The following is an 18,541-nucleotide window of genomic DNA, read 5'->3' as shown; positions in this document are numbered from 1 at the left end:
ATCTTAAATTCAACCGAGCCCTCCCGGTGCTCTCGTACAAACCACGTACGCTCCGCTCCTCACGCCCTAGCTTCATCCAACCTTCTCGGTTTTGAAAACCCGCTTTTTGAACTTGATTTAATTGAGGCGGTTCAAAAGGCTGCTTTTGGGTCACACACTTAATTAAACAAGGTTGGCATATAGATGATTTGCTGGCCGGGAGCGAGCCGCGGGTTCAAATAATCCTCAAGATTACAGCGCAGCAGCCTGATAATTGTAGCCCGATTGCCCTGTTCCATCCGGACCTGCATCAGAACGCCTCCCATCTCGAGCTCCGTATACATTTCCTGAACCTCAGGCTGGGCCCAGTATTCCTCTTCCGGCATAATGGTATAATGCGTCATTGCTTCGGTCCTCCTTGGGCAGTTTTTCTTCGCGAATCGATCAGACTGTTCAATTGAAGCAAACCTTCACCGATCCCGCCAACCCCGTCAATCAGGCCATATTTGACTGCATCGTTTCCCCCGACCGAGGTTCCGATATCCCGATTAAGCTCGCCCGTCTTGAACATCAGCTCCTTGAACATTTGTTCAGTAATATTAGAATGCGACGTTACGAAACGGACCACGCGCTCCTGCATTTTCTCGATGTACTCGAATGTCTGCGGAACACCGATAACCAGCCCGGTCATGCGAATCGGATGAATGGTCATCGTCGCACTCTCGGCGATCAGCGAATAATTAGAAGCAACAGCAATAGGTACGCCAATGCTATGTCCGCCTCCTATAACGACTGTGACCGTAGGTTTAGTAAGGGAAGCGATCATCTCGGCGATGGCCAGCCCTGCTTCTACATCACCGCCAACCGTATTTAAAATGATGAGCAAGCCCTCAATCTTCGGATTTTGTTCAGCTGCAACCAATTGCGGAATCAAATGCTCATACTTCGTCGTCTTATTCTGCGGAGGCAGCACAAGATGACCTTCGATCTGACCGATTATCGTCAAGCAATATATGTTGGACTCTCCTGGAGTCGGTACAGCCGTTTGACCAAGCTGCTGGATCATCTCAGTTACATCGGGTTTATCCTCAGGCATCGGCTGCTGTACCTCGGGCTTTTCCCCGGGCTCGATCTCCTGCCTCATTGATACTTCACTATGTCTATGCATGATGCACCTTTCCTTCCGGCATTAGCCTGTAATCTAATCTTGCGTCCATAAGGTTTAGTATGCCGTTATTCCTATGGCCTCATTACAATACCAAGCAGAAGAAGTGCCGCAACACAAAAAAAGCCCCCCTCCCACGGGGAACCGTCCAATATTACCTTTGGGAGAGAGGCGACTGTGTGCCTAAAATATTATTTAATTAGCTAAATTTACAGAAGTATTACACTTCCATGATGATTGGCAAAATCATCGGTCTGCGACGTGTCTGTTCATATAGGAAACGTCCGAGCGCATCTTTGACGCTGGTCTTCAACGAAGCCCACTCATTCACGTTCTCGCTCATCAATTTCTCCAGTGTGCTGGATACGATCCGGTTCGCTTCTTCCAAGAGCCCTTCAGACTCACGCACATATACGAAACCTCTGGATATAATGTCCGGCCCAGAGACGATAGTGCCATCCTGCTTACTCAGCGTGACAACGACAACCAGAATTCCGTCCTGTGACAGAAGCTTGCGGTCGCGCAGTACAATATTACCTACGTCACCAACGCCAAGCCCGTCAATCAGTACATTACCGGACGGAACTTTGCCTGCCTTGCGGGCTACACCGTTCTGGATCTCGACAATATCTCCGATATCAACCAGAAAGATATTGTCTGGATCAACGCCAACGGATTCCCCAAGAAGCGCATGCTTGCGAAGCATCCGGTATTCACCGTGTATTGGGATGAAATATTTCGGACGCATCAGGTTCAGCATCAGCTTAAGCTCTTCCTGACTGCCGTGACCCGATACGTGGACTCCGGAATTTGAACCGCTATATATTACTTCCGCACCTAGACGGAATAATTCATCAATCGTTCTTCCAACATACTTCTCATTACCAGGTACTGGAGTAGCAGCGATGATAACGGTATCCCCAGGCAAAATATCGACCTTGCGATGTGTTGAGCGCGCCATCCGCGTCAGAGCGGACATAGGTTCGCCTTGGCTGCCTGTACAGAGAATGACTACACGATCTGCGGCCATTTTATTGATCTCTTCCGGCTCAATCAACAAGCCGTCAGGTACATTCAGATAACCAAGCTCAGAGGCAATCGTCACCACGTTCACCATGCTGCGCCCGATGATAGTTACCTTGCGTCCCGTTGTATAAGCCGCATCAATGACCTGCTGAATCCGATGAACGTTGGAAGCGAAGGTCGCGACAACTACCCGCTGTGCGGCCTTGCTGAAGATATCGTCAAGCACGATGCCTACATTTTTCTCAGATGGCGTAAAACCGGGTCTCTCCGCATTCGTACTATCCGATAGTAAGGCGAGCACGCCTTTCTTCCCGATTTCACCCATGCGATGAAGATCGGCAAACTGATTGTTCACCGGCGTATGGTCGAATTTGAAGTCCCCCGTGTGAACGACATTGCCTTCTGGTGTCTCCAGACATACCCCGACGGAATCCGGAATACTATGGTTCGTTCTGAAGAAGGTGGCCTTCATCGTAGACCCCAATTGAACTTCGGAATCGGCGTTAATAAGCACCCGCTTCGTCTCACCAAGCAGACCTGCCTCCTTCAGCTTGTTCTCAACCAGCCCCAATGTAAGCTTAGTACCGTAGACAGGTACATTCAGGTTTTTGAGAACGTATGGCAAGCCACCGATATGATCTTCATGACCATGGGTAATCAAGATACCCCTTACTTTATCACGGTTCTCCGTCAAGTAAGTAATATCAGGAATGACGATGTCAATGCCAAGCATATCTTCCTCCGGGAATTTCAAACCGGCATCGATGACGACGATATCATTGGCATATTGAACGACGTACATGTTCTTTCCGATTTCGGCAACGCCGCCCAATGAAAAGATCATCAGTTTATCATTATTCATTTTTTTGGACAAGTGAATCTAACCCTCCTAATTTGTTTGGACGTCAAAAATTTTTGAATTTGTTGTTATGCACCCGATCAGTGCTCATTTAAATGAAACTATAAAAAACTTAACCGCACCCAGTCACTTGAATTACATTATACATGATTAAAAAGATAAAAAACAAGTCAGCCGAATTTACCGCATACCTCTACATTGCTCCATAATAAAAAAAGCAATGCCTCATTCAAGGCATCGCTTTATGGTTAAGTATCATAAATTTGGTTGTCGCGAACTAGTTCAGCAACTCGCGAATGCGCTCTGCTTCCGCCTCTGTCGGAGGAATAAGCGGCAGTCGCACCGAACCCACCAAATATCCGCGCAGATTAAGCGCGTACTTCACAGCAACCGGATTCGGGCATTCGAACAATCCCTTAAACACAGGCAGCAGTCTTTGATGCAGCTTTGCAGCTTCTTCTACCTGACCTGCCAGGAAGCCAGTGATCATTTCCTTCATCGGGCTGCCCACGATATGGCTTGCCACACTTACAACCCCATAGGCCCCTACGGCCAGAGCCGGAAGCGCAGCCGCATCATCACCGGAATACACTATGAAACCGGCCGGTGCGCCGCTGGCAATCTCGGCTACCTGATCCAGGGGAGCACACTCCTTCGTGGCAACAATATTAGGGATTTGCGCTAATCTCAAGGTGGTCTCGGCACTGATGCTTATCCCCGTACGACCTGGGATATTATACAGTACTGCTGGTAATGAAACCGAATTAGCAATTGCAGAGAAATGTTGATATAAGCCTTCCTGGGAAGGCTTATTATAGTATGGGGCTACAAGCAGCAGTCCATCTACACCCAGCTTCTCCGCTTCTTTGGACAATTCAATAGTGTGGGCTGTATTGTTGCTTCCTGTCCCCGCAATCACTTTGCATCTGCCAGCCACATGTTCTACTGTAAAGCGAAATAACTCCAGCTTTTCCTCGTCTGTCAATGTTGGAGACTCGCCGGTCGTACCGCATACTACCAGGCTGTCGGACTTCTGTTCCTCAATTAGATAATCGATAAGACGAGCTGTCTCGCCCCAATGAATTCGATTCTGTTCATCAAATGGTGTAACCATCGCTGTAATCAATCTACCGAAATCCATCTTCGTCTCCCCTCTCAATTCGCTGAATAAGCGGAATAAAACTTATTTATAGGCTTAAGCGATCTACCGGCCCAGTTCAAACTTGGTATGCAAAGCCCGCAATGCCGCCACCATATCATCCTGATTAACTAGCACCCAAATCGTCGTATTGGAGTCTGCAGATTGCAAAATCTGTACCTTTTGCTCCGTTAAGGCTTCAACGATTTTGGCCATAATTCCCGGAACCCCATTGATTCCACCGCCGATGACCGATACTTTGGCACAGCCTGTCAATACATCCGGCTTCAAGCCGTGCTGCTCCAATACCTGTACCGCTTTATCGGAATCATGGTCAAATACCGTATAAACGACTCCTGACGGGGTAACATTAATAAAATCGACACTGATTGAATTTTCTGCCATCGTCTTGAAGACTTGCAGCTGCAAGGACTCCTTATTGTTACTACCCGATGCATCAACCTTGATCTGTGTCACATTGTTCACATAGGCGATGCCGGTAACATAACGGTCCAGAATGCCAAGTTGCACATCCTTGAACCCTTCCGGATTCGCAACGAGCGTTCCTTCGCTTTCCGAGAAAGTGGAACGTACGCGCACAGGTATACCTGATTGCATGGCAATTTCAACTGCCCGCGGATGAATGACCTTAGCCCCTTGATGAGCCATATTGCATATTTCAGCATAACTCACATAGTCAAGCTGTCTTGCATCCTCTACGATTCTAGGGTCTGCTGTAAGGATGCCGTTCACATCCGTATAAATATCGACCATTTCAGCATGAAGCGCCGCACCCAGCGCTGTTGCCGAAGTGTCGCTTCCACCGCGTCCCAGCGTCGTAAAATCGCCGATCTGATTTTGCCCCTGGAACCCGGTTACAATCACAACATCTTTCTGCTCCAACTGCTCCAGCACTCGGGTAGGTACAATATCGAGAATTCTGGCGTTGCCATAATGGCTATCCGTTCGGAACCCCGCCTGCGCTCCCGTTAATACGGAAGAAGAGATATTCTCTCTATTTAGCAGGCTGCTAAGCATGGAAGCGGAGATCATTTCACCACAGGCTAACAGCAGATCCTGTTCCCGCGGCTCCAATGATCCCCCGCTGCCAGCAATAAGATCAAGAAGCGTGTCTGTTGCATACGGGTCGCCTTTGCGGCCCATTGCTGACACCACCACAACGAGCCGGAAACCGTTAGCCAGCTCCCGGCGAATATGTGAGATGACGTAATCTCTTGCCTCCGGAGTGGAGAGAGAAGTGCCACCGAATTTTTGCACTAAGATGCGCATGGGTATTCCTCCAATTTACGTATGCGGAGTAAAGCTTGACTTTATTCCGTTGTTCTAGGCTGCTATGGTATCAAGTTTTATCCATTAGCTGCAATAATCTCTGCAATTTAAACAGCGTTCCATGCTGCGCCTTTTCAGCAGATTATCGGACACAATCTACAATTTAGCGCCCGTGCATTGCCAAGATTACGACGCAGACGCTCTATGAACACCTCCGTCTTGACGGCAGTTTCCGTAACCAGAGCTCCAGCTCTGCACTGCCGGATCGTCAACAAGCGTCACACCCGGTGCATCGGACAGCAAGCTTCTCACTTCATCCAGATCGTGACCCGTGCCAACTTTGACAATAGACCGACCTCAAAATGCCCATAAACAACCGGAATACGCACGCAGGTTGCTGTTACCTAAGTTAATAATCCTTCATATGCCCCTATGAATTGAACCGTTCTACAATGAGCGGCTGCAATTGCTTACCTTCAAGCGCCGCGAAGCAGGCCTCAGGAACCAGTTCCATCCGTGCCACCAGAGAATTCGGCTTCTCTGCCGGATTATCCTGACCGAAAGGAACGAAGTATATATTCTTCGCGACGATAAGCTTGGCGATATTCGCCAGATTAAACCCCAGACCATCATTCGTTGAAATAGCGACCACTAGCGGACGCCCATTGCGCATTTGCGCTTTTGCTGCCATCAGGACAGGACTGTCTGTTACCGCATTCGCAAGTTTACTGGTCGTAGTTCCTGTACAAGGCGCTATAACCATAATATCCAGCAATTTCTTAGGTCCGAGCGGCTCGGCCTCGACAATTGTAGAAATGATATTATTCCCGGTAATATCTCTTAACTGCTCCTGCCAATCCTCTGATTTGCCAAAACGGGTATCCGTTGTTAGTACCGATTGGGATATGATCGGAACAACTTTAGCACCATCATCCACAAAACGCTGGATTTGCGGCATCACCTCAGCAAGTGTACAATGTGAGCCTGTTACCGCATAACCTACTGTTACACCTTGCCAATTCACTCTTCATCCCCCCGTAAATGGAACTCTTCCGTAATCGACTGACACAATGTGTTCGCTATAATAATTCCAGCCGTTTTAGGAGCTACGATTCCAGGTAATCCGGGAGCAAGGAGCGCTTTGATTCCACGCTTCTCGGCGAAGCGGAAATCCGTTCCGCCAGGAGCTGAGGCAAGGTCGATAATTACCGTTCTTCTGGGCAATTTCGATATGATTTGCGCTGTGATTATCATAGTCGGTATTGTATTAAAAATCAAGTCAATATCGCTGGTGCAAGCGGTCAAATCCCTTGTCATAAAAGGCTCCCAGCCCATAACGGCCGCTCTCGCAGCATCCGCCTCCCTGCGGACACCTACCCTGATTTTCGCTCCTAATCCCTGCAAAGTCTTCGCCAGAGTGAAGCCTGTTCTCCCAATTCCAAGCACGACACAGGTCGAGCCGTGAATGGTAATATCAGTATTCTGAATTGCCATCATAAGGGCTCCCTCTGCCGTCGGAATCGAATTGTATATCGCCACATCATCACGATCAAGGAGTTCGATGAGCCGGAAACCATACTCGCTGCTCATCCGTCGCAGCAAACTCTTGGCCATGCCCGTGTAGACCAGGCCTCCCTCCCGTATGGCCATGAACAGCTCCTGCTTCATCACCAGATCTCCGCTTCCGAACGGCGCAGCGATAATTCCATTGTCATCGCAGCCAATCACCGGCATGACGATAATATCCGCCTCTTGCAGCAAAACAGAAGACAATGCTTCATGCCTCACTCCGGATGGCGGATTTTCCAACTTGTCGAAGCCAACCAGACGAACTGAGGCATCCAGTTCAATGCACTTATTAATGACTTCGATCTGCCTGGCATCTCCACCCAGGAACACAATTGTAAGACCGGTCAGCATTCAGGACGCCACTCCTTCCAGGCAATACAGTATAGAGCATAGTATGCCGTTGCCTACCAAGTGGTGATGGAGGGGGGGTTATCTTTTTGCGCGGCTCAAGTTACATATAAAAAAACAAGCATCCGGCCCCGGTTTTTCCAACCGAAGGCAGGATGCTTGCTTGTTTTAAGTATGTCTCTTCACATGATATGCTGACCTGAAGTTTCAAATCCAGGCCAACTTCTACGGAGCTTTTACTTCGTTCCCGTATGGCCAAATCCACCGGCCCCACGCTCTGTATCGGACAGCTCGTCCACGGCAACCAGGTTGACCACAGGCACAGTCTGAAACACCATCTGCGCAATCCGCTCATTGCGTGTAATTGTGAACGCCTCATGCCCCAGATTAATCAAAAGCACTTTGATCTCTCCGCGATAATCGGCATCGATCGTCCCGGGCGTGTTAAGGCATGTAATACCATGCTTCAATGCCAATCCGCTGCGCGGACGGACTTGCGCCTCAAGCCCGGCTGGCATGGCGATTGCAATGCCGGTCGGTACGAGGAACCGTTCTCCCGGCTGCAATCTGATATCCTGTGTTACTGCTGCATAAAGATCAAAACCAGAGGCAAGTTCAGACATTTTGCGGGGAAGCTCTACATCCTCATTGCCTGGCATACGTTTTAGCTGTACATCAAATGACAAGTTCATCTCTCCTTAATCCGGATATTGCCCGGTCCGAAGCACCTACCATGGCAAGTGCGAACGGCTTCTTGAACATTTCCATAATACAATAGTTTACATCATCCATCGTTACCGCATCAATACGATCTATCATTTGATCGAGGGTAAAATGACGTCCCAGCATCAATTCATTCTTACCGAGGCGGTTCATCCGGCTCCCCGTACTCTCCAAACTTAGAATCAGGCTGCCCTTAAGCTGCTCCTTGCCCTTGCGGAGCTCGTTATCAGTCAGTCCGTTTTGGGCGATATCTTGCAAAATTTCTTTCGTCAAGCTCAGAACATCCTCGGTCTGCTTAGGGGCAGTTCCGGCATAGACCGTAAACAGGCCGCTATCCGCACTGGAGCTATGATAGGAATAGACAGAGTAGGCCAGGCCGCGCTTCTCGCGAATTTCCTGGAACAGGCGAGAGCTCATGCCGCCGCCAATCGCATTGTTAAGCAGCACCATCGCATATTGTCTGTCATCCCCAGTAGCAAGTCCCGGGAAAGAGAGACAGATATGATTTTGCTCCGTCTTCTTCTTATAGAACTTGAGCTCGCCCAGGAATTCGGGCACAACCAATGGATCGCTAATACCATGATTGCTGAAACTTCCGAAATATTTCTCTAGCAGCTCCATCAGAGAGTCATCGATATTGCCTGCAACACTGATCACAGTATTCTCGATCGTATACTTCTCTCTCATATATTGGCGAAGATGATCTGGCGTCATCGCCAGAAGCTTCTCCTCGGTTCCGAGAATAGGCAGAGCCAGAGGATGTCCCCCATAGGCGGCTTCTGTTATAAGATCATGAACCATGTCGTCCGGCGTATCTTCATACATCGAGATTTCCTCCAGGATGACGTTCTTCTCTTTGCGAAGCTCTTCGGCATCAAACAGCGAATGAAAGAACATATCCGATAGCACATCAACTGCAATCGGCAGATGTTCATCAAGTACCTTGGCATAGAAGCAAGTATACTCTTTTGAGGTGAACGCATTAACATTGCCGCCGATGGCATCAAATTCCTCAGCGATGTCTTTGGCGCTGTATTTTGACGTTCCCTTGAACAGCATGTGTTCAATAAAATGAGAAATCCCGCCCTGCTCCGGCGTTTCATTACGCGATCCGGTTTTCACCCAAATTCCGAAGGAGACCGATCGACAGGATGGAATTTTCTCCGTAACGACCCGCAGGCCATTGCTTAATTGCGTCTTATTCACTAAGGATCCTCCTAAAGGTTTTGCCCCGCAAAACTTGTTTCGTGAACCATCATTTAAACGGATAGCTTGACCAGCAACCCGCGAATTGATAAATGCAATCCTATCCTATCAAAAAAAAGGCTACCGCTCAACTCCAGGCGTATCGATTCGTTCTGAGGACAAGGTCTCTGCCACCGTGCCCAGCTTGATCCCCTTGCGCTCAATCACCTGAATCATCCCTTTTAGGGCATCTCGTGAGGATGCGGTGGGATGCATCAGAATCAACGATCCGGGCTCCACCTTTTGAGCGATTTTTTGTATAATTGTGCTTGCTGCAGGCTTCTGCCAATCAACCGTATCTACGGTCCATAATACCGTTTTTAGTCCTTGCTCAGCCGCCAGATCGACCGTTCTCTGATTGTAATCCCCGGACGGCGGTGCGAACCAGCGATTCTCTACCCCTAACTTCTCCTTCAGCAGATCCTTCGTCTTCGATATTTCCAGCCGGGCCCGGCTATCGTCCAGTTGACTCATGTTCGGATGGGAATAAGCATGATTCTCAAGCTGATGCCCTCTTTTTTGAATTTCCAGCGCCAGATCGGTATTCTTCTTCAGCCAGCTTCCATCAAAGAAAAAGGTTGCTTTCACATTAGCTTCATCGAGCGTGTCCAGCATTGGAGTAATATACTCGTTGCCCCAGGCCACATTAATCATAAATGCAGCCATCGGCTTGTTGGGATTACCGCGAAAGATCGGCACCGCCCCCAGATCATCCAGGCTGACCTTCGGCTTCAGCTCGCGATAGACGAACTCAAGCTTCTGGCCGGGACCTGCTGCTTTAGCCTTTTCATAGGTCTTATCTATGTCTACCTCACGACCATTGTATCCGGGAACAGCTTTCCATACCCGGTCATTGACTGCATCGATAGGCTCGATTCTCCGTTTATCTGCCTCGGCGCGTATTTGCGCCAGCAAGGGATCATCCTCTTTCTGCTCCCCAAGTAAACCGAGCACAAGCTTATTGCCCTTCTCAGGGTCTCCGCCTGCTACAAATTTGTGAATTCCGGCAAACTGACCCAGCATCATCACGAGCAAGGTTGTTGCTACGATAACCACCAGTTTTTTTCGACTCATGACAGACTCACCCCTTCAGCGGGTTTTGTCCTAATCTTATGAAGACAAGTCCCGGAATATGCGAAATAAGCACAGTTTGGAAATAATCCTGTCCTTTTCAGAAAACTTATGTTATAATTACATTCGTTGAGTAAATTTAACCTCGTAAGTTCCTCTAAGTTTTCTAATTAACCCATCTAGAAGTGAAGAAAATTCCTATTTGATAACCCTACAAAGTAAGAGTTTCTAGTTTACGGAACGTTTGAAATTTTCTGATTCACGCTGGAGCGGTCTTCGGAGCCGCAAGGACGAAAGAGAGGCAGGGCTTTTGTTGTTTTAGAAGTAATGTACCGATTGATGAACTTCACAAATACGGAACCGTGTACAGCATTTTTTCTATTGTGCTGTCAGAGGTTAAATTTATAAGAGTCGCTTTATTCATAGTTCATGTTCAAAAGTTCGCTTTTCAGCACCAAAAGGGCTGGATCAAGCCAAGGGCTGAGGCGTTTAGTCTGGTATGTTTTCGTAGAAAGCGATCTCGGATGCATACCTTTTGAACAACTCTAATAGCGCATAATACACAAGTACCCGGCGATTCTAATCGCCGGGTACGTCCAATTTATAGCTTAAATTTATCTTCTTTATATCGAGCTCAATTCCACCTTTTTAACGATTTCCGCCCGATCCGAATCCGCAGATTCACCTTGCCACAGCAGGCGCATTTCTTCACAGGAGGCTAACAGGTCCTGCAAAGTACCTTCAGCTTCGATTTGCCCTTCTTTCATAACTATTATATGATCCGCCCTACTTAACGCTGCGCGCCGGTGCGATACGGCAATACAGGTTACATCCGTTTCCTGGAACAGTCCTTCCCATACCTTCTGCTCGGTCTCTACATCTAGCGCGCTAGAGAGATCATCAAATATACACAAGTCCGAATCTGTCATCAGCATCCTGGCTGTCGCTGCCCGTTGAATCTGCCCGCCAGACAACATAACTCCACGTGGACCTACATAAGTATCCAGTCCGTCATCAAGATCGGCTATATCTTTGTCCATGACGGACAGGCGGATCGCCCGTTCCAGAGTTTGCTCATCCGGTCCACCCTGCACGATATTCTCCTTCAATGTATCACTGAACAGACGAGGCACCTGTGGAGTGTAGGCTGCTCTTGGAGGGATCAGGAACTCGGCGGTGTGCACCTCCTGGCCATTCCACAGAATCTCTCCTTCTTCTTTAGGCAGAAGCCCTAGCAGCGTCCGTACCAACGTTGATTTACCCGAGCCGATCCGACCGGTAATTACGAGGAATTGTCCCCGCTCAAGCCGCAGATTCACTTGCGATATCCCGCTGTCCGATTCCGGGTAATGGTAGGACAAGTTATTCACCTCAAGACTTCGCAGACGCTCCTCCGGCTTTTTCTGACGTACCGGCAGCTCCGGAGGCTCACTGTTCAGATAAGTCTCTCTCGCTTCGATAATTCGATCCTCTTCACCTGGCCTGAACAAATTACGCATTCTATCAAAAGATACTTTTAGACGTTTATGCTGATATACCATATAGCCAAATAACGAAATACTGAAGCCAATATTGGTAAGATAGGTCGTATATAAGGCGAAATCCCCTACTGTAAACCGCCCCGCCTTCATCTCTGCCGCACACATGAGCAAGATCAACCCTGTGCATATGCTTAGCACATGCTGGTTCAGTGATCTCATCCACTGCTTGAACAAATTGTCCTTCAGCGCCGCCTGACGCCGCTCCTCATTAAGCTCAGTAAACTTGCGATGCACATGCTCCTCGGCCTGGCCAAGCTTGAGCGCCTGCACCGCCCCAAAAGTCTCAGCAATGAAGCTCGTAATGCGTCCGGTTGCCTCACGGTTCATCTGGCCGTATTTGCGCGCTTTATTGCCAGACAGATTGTTCAGCAAGGTGACGATAAGCAGAGGGAGAATCGCAACCAGTGTGATCTTCCAGTTAATATTGGCCATAATGATAATGGATGCGGCGGCAAATATCAGCCGGCCCCAGAAATCAACCCAGGACTCCACATATTCGACCACCTCATTTACATCATCCCGAAAACGGCTCATAGCCTCCCCGGGAGTCGCAGGCAGGTTCCGACCCGGCCAGCGCATAATTCCCGCCAGCATATTTGTACGCAAAATTGCTTGAATATGAAAAATATAAGTTACCCATTGATAGAAAGCGGTGAAGAAGGTTCCCACACGCAGAAATCTGACCACCGCCAGGAAGATCAGTGGCGTGGCAAGCCACAAATAATTATCGCTCCCCATCGTCGCACGGTCAAAAAACCACTGCATTCCGAGTCCAAACAGGAGCGGTAAAGAGTGAAATACTCCCCACAGCAATCCATTTAAAATAAACAGGACTGGCTTATATCGGAATAGGCGGCTGATAAAGCCTGTAATATTCATGCCAATTCCTCCTCTCGGCCGGTTGCCAGCAATTTGGCGTAGTGCGAATCCGGACGGTCAGCCAGCTCCTTCCGATCACCGAACTCCAGGATCTGCCCATCACCGAGCACTAGGATCTTGTCAACCTGCTCCAACGTAGCCAGGCGGTGTGCGATAACGACTCCGGTGCAATGCTCCATCAGCGAGTCCACAGCGATCTGAAGCATCGATTCCGTAGCTGCGTCCAATCTTGACGACGGCTCATCCAGAACGACGAGACTCGGCTCGGTTAGAAATACACGTGTCAAGGCGAACAGCTGGGCTTCTCCGGCTGACAAGGAAGAGCCTCCCGAGGAGAGATGAGTATCCAGTCCATCCGGCAAAGCTTCAATCCATGTACTCAGCCCAAGGCGTCCCGTCGTCTCCAGTATTTGTTCATCCGTTACCTCTGTATTAAACAGCGTTAGATTGTCACGCAGCGTCCCGTCGAATAGCTGTACGTCCTGAGTAACCATCCCTACACGCTGATAGAGCGAAGGCAGATCCAGCTTCGTAATATCGATGCCTCCGATTCGGATTACCCCTTGATTGATGTTATAGAGTCGTAGCAGAACACGGCTAAGACTCGATTTGCCACTCCCCGTACGACCAATAATCCCCAGTCTCTCCCCGGCTTCAACCCGGAACGACAGATTGTTCAAGACGGGCTTATCCTCGCTATAATGGAACGAGACCGCTTCAAATTCCAGACTTAGAGCACATTCAGGCAATAACGCCTGATCCCCGCCAATAATCTCGCTGCGGCTTGACAGCAGTTCTCTGGAGCGGAGCATACCCGATTTCGCCTTTTGGAACTCCTGCACCTGATCGCCAAGCATCTCAATCGGATCATTCAGCATCTGTGTATATTGATAGATGAGGAACAGCATGCCAAGCGATATTCTCCCCGTTAAATAATAATGAACGCCAAGCAGCAGCACTGCAGTTACGGCAAGCGCAAACAGGACGACCGTCGTGTTCCAGGGAATGATTCGCAGCATCCATGCCCTTCGTCCCGTTATCGCTACCGAGCGCATCGCGCGGTAGAAGCGATTCATCACATAAGGCACATGCCCGTTGGCCTGCACATCCTCGATCCCGGCGATTCGCTCCTCGATCAGACCAAATAGAGCCGCACTCGCTTCCCGCTCTTTCTTGGACGACTGTACACCCAAATTGCGGATGATGACCATGAACAGAATCGCAAGCAGGGTGAACAAGGTCATTACGCCAGCGATTAGCGCGTTAACATTATACATATATCCTAGGATTCCGGCCAGCAGTACAAAGCTCCCGATAACTTGAACAATGAACATAGCAAAAAAATTTGAGATCCCCGTTACATCGCCATCAACTCGCTCGATCATTTCTCCTGGGGTCTTCAGATTATGGAACCGCATATCCAGCTTCAGACAGTGTCTGAGCAAATCGCCACGCAGCTTGTTCGTTGACCTCCAGGCGACATCATTGCCTATGTAGCTTACGGCTACTGTAATTAACTGATTGCTTACAGCCACCACGAGAAAAGCGCCCGCAAGCACCAGCAGGCTGGATACGAGACCGTCCGCAGCGGCTGTATCGATAAAGCGTGCCACAATCTGCGGATGAATAAGCTGCAAAGCTGTTGAGGCAAGCAGCATGACAAGCAGAAGCGCCAGCTTCCCCCTGACCGGCTTCAAATAGGTTAAGAGCCAGGTCATTGATAATTTCTCTTTTGTAGCCATCTCGCCCCTCCCATTCTTGGCAACCCTAATTGCGATGGCAGAATATTTATTAATTATGGCATGAATTCAACCGCAGATTCAAAGTAAAAAACAAGTATAAATAAATGAGCACGCAAAAAAGAGCCAGAATAATCATTCTGCCTCTTTTCCCGTAACGGTATCTGTTCAAAGTTAGAGCTTAAGAGTGTGATTTTTCCTCCGCGGTTAATACCGCTTTACGGGAAAGGTTAACACGTCCCTGTTGATCAATCTCGGTTACTTTAACAGTAATTGTGTCCCCGATCGCAATGACATCCTCTACTTTTGCAACACGTTCCGTTGAAAGCTGGGAGATGTGCACTAATCCGTCCTTGCCCGGCAGGATTTCAACGAAGGCGCCGAATTTCTCAATCCGTTTAACCGTACCTACGTAAATCTCGCCAACGACAACTTCCTTAACGATGCCTTCGATAATTGAGCGTGCTTTGTTATTCATCTCTTCATCGGTTGAAGCGATGAAGACTCGTCCATCCTGCTCAATATCAATCTTAACGCCGGTTTCCTCAATGATCTTGTTAATGATCTTGCCACCAGCACCGATAACATCGCGGATTTTGTCCGGATTAATGTTCATGATTGTAATCTTAGGGGCATACGGAGACAAATGCTCCTTCGGAGCATGGATGCGTTCCTGCATTTTGCCCAGGATGAACATACGGCCTTCTTTTGCTTGCTCCAAGGCTTCGGACAAAATTTGACGATCGATTCCGTCGATCTTGATATCCATTTGAATCGCGGTTACGCCTTCTGCTGTACCTGCTACCTTGAAGTCCATATCGCCGAGATGATCTTCCATCCCTTGAATATCTGTTAGGATCGATACATGCTCTCCGTCCTTGATCAAGCCCATAGCTACACCGGCAACAGGCGCTTTGATCGGAACACCAGCATCCATCATAGCCAGTGTGCTGGCACAGATGCTCGCTTGTGAAGTAGAGCCGTTCGATTCCAAAACTTCAGATACAAGGCGAATCGTGTAAGGGAATTCCGATTCTGGCGGAATAACCTTTGACAGCGCCCGTTCACCCAATGCGCCATGCCCAATTTCACGACGGCCTGGTGCGCGCAGAGGACGAGCCTCGCCCACACTAAATGGCGGGAAGTTGTAATGATGCATGAATCGCTTTGATTCCTCAAGGTCGATGCCGTCGAGGATTTGTACATCGCCCAATGCTCCAAGCGTACAAATGCTAAGCGCTTGCGTCTGACCACGAGTGAACAGACCAGAGCCATGGGTACGCGGCAGCAAATTGATGTCGCATTCGATCGGACGAATCTCATTTAATTTGCGTCCGTCCGGACGAACTTTATCGTGAGTGATTAAGCGGCGCACTTCTTCTTTGACGATGTCATGCAGCACTTCCTTCACATCATCCAATAACTCAGGAGATTCTATGTACTTCTCCTCAAAATAAGCGACCGTCTCATCATTGATCGCATCGATCGCATCCTGACGGGCATGCTTCTCCGCAATCTTAACCGCTGCAACCAAACGCTCGGAAGCATAAGCGCGAACCTCGCTATTTACCTCAGCATTAACAGCGTGCAGCTTCACTTCCATTTTTTCTTTGCCTGCAACAGCAACCAGCTCTTCAATAACGGCGATGATCTTCTTGATCTCATCATGTCCGAACATAATCGCTTCCAGCATCACTTCTTCCGGAACCTCATTAGCTTCGGCTTCAACCATCATGATTGCATCTTTGGTGCCGGAGACAACAACATAGATATCGCTTGCTTCTTGCTGAGCAATATTCGGGTTAATGACGAATTCGCCATTTACACGTCCTACAGCAACGCCGCCAATCGGTCCATTAAAAGGCACATCCGATATGCTCAGTGCGGCCGAAGTACCGATCATTGCAGCAATTTCAGGCTCACAGTCCTGGTCCACACTCATAACCAGATTCACGATCTGTACATCATTGCGGAACCCTTCTGGGAACAGCGGGCGGATCGGGCGGTCGGTCAACCGGCTTGCAAGAATGGCTTTCTCGCTAGGGCGTCCTTCGCGCTTGATAAAGCCGCCAGGAATTTTACCTACAGCGTACAACTTCTCTTCATAGTTCACGGTCAATGGGAAAAAATCCAGGTCCTTAGGTTCCGCAGATGCTGTAACAGTACACAGCACAGCTGTATCCCCATACCGGACCATTACCGCAGCGTTAGCCTGCTTGGCCAGACGCCCGGTCTCCAATGTAAGAGGTCTTCCTCCCAACTCCATCTTCACATGCTTTTCCATGAAATCCCTCCTTATTCACAAATAAAACTTCGTTACAAATCTCATTATTTCCTGCTTCTATCCGATTCATAAAGCAACAAAAATGATTATTGTTTGTTTTTCTCATTATAGCTAAAACAAAAGCTCCTCACGGAGCCCTTCATTAGCATATATGCGTCATTATTTCAGGAAACGGTACGTATTGTATTTCTTCGTAAAAAGCAACCCGGCTGCCGGCCATTCGCTGTAATAGCGCTCGGCGGCTACCAGGCTGCTTCTCAAACAAAGGAAAATTAACGGCGCAATCCGAGTCTTTCGATCAACGCGGAGTAACGTCTAACGTCTTTGTTCTTCAAGTAAGCCAACAGCTTGCGGCGTTGACCAACCATCTTCAGAAGACCACGACGAGAGTGATGATCCTTCTTATGGGAACGCAAGTGATCCGTCAAATTCACGATGTTCTCCGTGAGGATAGCAATTTGTACCTCTGGTGATCCGGTGTCGGATTCATGAGTTTTGTACTCTTCGATCAATTGTTGTTTACGCTCTTGAGTTAATGCCATCCTATCCACCTCCTTTACAAGAATCGCCATTAGCCTAGTAGTCGGACGGTGAGACCTGACAACCAAGCCAAGGTTGTATGTTGACATGCGGAAACTCCTGCATGAGCAACGTAAATCAGTATAACATAGATAAGAGATAAAAGTAAATGATGCTTGTTCGCATTATTCTGCCGAAGGTAATATTTGCTTCGCCGTCTCGGCATCCTTGGTAATTTGCGCAATCAATTGCTCAATAGAACCGAATTTACGTTCCTCGCGAATAAAATCGATTAGCTCGACTGCTAGCGGTTTTCCGTACAGATCTCCACTGAAGTCTAGCAGATGAATTTCGATGGAGGGAACCGTCTCATTCTCATGGAAGGTCGGCTTGACTCCTACATTCATAACTCCATGCAGCACCTGAGCCTCGTAGCCAACCTTTACGGCATAAACTCCTTTTTTCGGTAAGACAAAATGCTCATCCATCTTCAAATTGGCCGTCGGGAAACCAATGGTCCGTCCGCGCTTTTCACCGTGCATAACGATTCCCGACAAGGAGTAAGGACGGCCTAATAACCGCCGCACTTGCTTCACATTGCCTTCTTGAAGATCAAGGCGGATGTTGGAGCTGCTTACTTTATCGCCTTCGATCAGAAAAGGAGGCACAATCGCGACATCAAGCTTGTAATCGCTCAGCTCGCGCAGCATTCCCGCATGGCCTTCACCACGGTATCCAAAATGAAAATCAAAGCCAACGACAGCGGTATGAATCTCAAGCGGCATCAGCATGCCGCTGACGAAGTTCTGCGGACTTACTCGCGAGAAGCTGTCATTGAATTCAACAATATATAAATAATCCACACCCATATCGCGGATAATCTTCTCTTTCTCCGCCGGTGGGGTCAGGTATCCTTCATAGTCACCTTTCTTCATGACTTCTTTCGGATGGGGATGAAACGTCATTACGCCGGAGGGGAGGCCCTGCTCAGCAGCAACCCGTAATGCAGATTTAATGACACTCGCATGACCTAGATGCAGTCCATCGAATTGTCCGATGGCAATGACCTGCTTTCTAGCACACCGTGCGATCACATCTTCAGTTAAAGGATAGGTCAAATATATCGTTTCCACTTGTCTCACCTGCAATTTCACTGATATAGAGAT

15 protein-coding genes and 1 pseudogene are annotated in these 18,541 nt (G+C 48.6%); all 16 read right to left on the bottom strand.

Annotation, left to right across the window (positions count from 1 at the left end):
• Positions 1-158: 158 nt before the first annotated feature.
• Entirely contained in the window at positions 159-383 is a 225-nt protein-coding gene (locus BN1360_RS15540; RefSeq protein WP_068780770.1) for a YlzJ-like family protein, read from the bottom strand.
• Complete coding sequence (locus BN1360_RS15535; protein WP_068780769.1) at positions 380-1,147, bottom strand: ClpP family protease; 768 nt, start codon at positions 1,145-1,147, stop codon at positions 380-382. Before BN1360_RS15535 ends, BN1360_RS15540 begins: the two co-directional genes overlap by 4 nt.
• A 217-nt stretch (positions 1,148-1,364) precedes the next feature.
• Positions 1,365-3,044, bottom strand: a complete 1,680-nt coding sequence (locus BN1360_RS15530) for a ribonuclease J (protein WP_068780768.1) — start codon at positions 3,042-3,044, stop codon at positions 1,365-1,367.
• Between the two features lie 262 nt (positions 3,045-3,306).
• Complete coding sequence (gene dapA, locus BN1360_RS15525) at positions 3,307-4,170, bottom strand: 4-hydroxy-tetrahydrodipicolinate synthase (RefSeq protein ID WP_068780767.1); 864 nt, start codon at positions 4,168-4,170, stop codon at positions 3,307-3,309.
• A gap of 63 nt (positions 4,171-4,233) precedes the next feature.
• Positions 4,234-5,457 carry an aspartate kinase gene (gene dapG, locus BN1360_RS15520; protein WP_068780766.1) on the bottom strand — a complete coding sequence of 408 codons (1,224 nt, stop codon included), beginning with the start codon at positions 5,455-5,457 and terminating at the stop codon, positions 4,234-4,236.
• Positions 5,458-5,564: 107 nt separating this feature from the next.
• A pseudogene (locus tag BN1360_RS26430) lies at positions 5,565-5,861 on the bottom strand (Asd/ArgC dimerization domain-containing protein); the annotation flags it as partial.
• Positions 5,862-5,887: 26 nt separating this feature from the next.
• Positions 5,888-6,481 (bottom strand): dipicolinate synthase subunit B, encoded by a 594-nt coding sequence (locus BN1360_RS15515; protein ID WP_068780765.1) that lies wholly within the window; start codon positions 6,479-6,481, stop codon positions 5,888-5,890.
• Positions 6,478-7,377 carry a dipicolinate synthase subunit DpsA gene (gene dpsA / locus BN1360_RS15510; protein ID WP_068780764.1) on the bottom strand — a complete coding sequence of 300 codons (900 nt, stop codon included), beginning with the start codon at positions 7,375-7,377 and terminating at the stop codon, positions 6,478-6,480. Before dpsA ends, BN1360_RS15515 begins: the two co-directional genes overlap by 4 nt.
• Positions 7,378-7,610: 233 nt before the next feature.
• Positions 7,611-8,066: a dUTP diphosphatase gene (dut, locus tag BN1360_RS15505; protein WP_068780763.1), complete on the bottom strand. Its 456-nt coding sequence runs from the start codon at positions 8,064-8,066 to the stop codon at positions 7,611-7,613.
• Positions 8,050-9,303, bottom strand: coding sequence for a M16 family metallopeptidase (locus BN1360_RS15500; RefSeq protein ID WP_068780762.1), 1,254 nt, complete (start codon positions 9,301-9,303; stop codon positions 8,050-8,052). Before BN1360_RS15500 ends, dut begins: the two co-directional genes overlap by 17 nt.
• Before the next feature lie 120 nt (positions 9,304-9,423).
• Entirely contained in the window at positions 9,424-10,416 is a 993-nt protein-coding gene (locus tag BN1360_RS15495; protein WP_068780761.1) for a polysaccharide deacetylase family protein, read from the bottom strand.
• 620 nt (positions 10,417-11,036) lie between these two features.
• Complete coding sequence (locus BN1360_RS15490; protein WP_068780760.1) at positions 11,037-12,833, bottom strand: ABC transporter ATP-binding protein; 1,797 nt, start codon at positions 12,831-12,833, stop codon at positions 11,037-11,039.
• Positions 12,830-14,575, bottom strand: a complete 1,746-nt coding sequence (locus tag BN1360_RS15485; RefSeq protein WP_068780759.1) for an ABC transporter ATP-binding protein — start codon at positions 14,573-14,575, stop codon at positions 12,830-12,832. The genes BN1360_RS15490 and BN1360_RS15485 overlap by 4 nt, the downstream gene beginning before the upstream one ends.
• Positions 14,576-14,753: 178 nt before the next feature.
• On the bottom strand, positions 14,754-16,856 hold the full coding sequence (pnp, locus tag BN1360_RS15480) for a polyribonucleotide nucleotidyltransferase (protein WP_068780758.1): 2,103 nt from the start codon (positions 16,854-16,856) through the stop codon (positions 14,754-14,756).
• A gap of 272 nt (positions 16,857-17,128) precedes the next feature.
• Positions 17,129-17,398 (bottom strand): 30S ribosomal protein S15, encoded by a 270-nt coding sequence (gene rpsO / locus BN1360_RS15475; RefSeq protein ID WP_068780757.1) that lies wholly within the window; start codon positions 17,396-17,398, stop codon positions 17,129-17,131.
• Between the two features lie 162 nt (positions 17,399-17,560).
• Positions 17,561-18,508: a bifunctional riboflavin kinase/FAD synthetase gene (locus tag BN1360_RS15470; RefSeq protein ID WP_068780756.1), complete on the bottom strand. Its 948-nt coding sequence runs from the start codon at positions 18,506-18,508 to the stop codon at positions 17,561-17,563.
• Positions 18,509-18,541: the final 33 nt, after the last annotated feature.

Source organism: Paenibacillus sp. GM2, assembly GCF_900069005.2.
Taxonomy (GTDB): Bacteria; Bacillota; Bacilli; order Paenibacillales; family Paenibacillaceae; genus Fontibacillus.
This window is presented reverse-complemented; position numbering and strand designations above follow the sequence as displayed.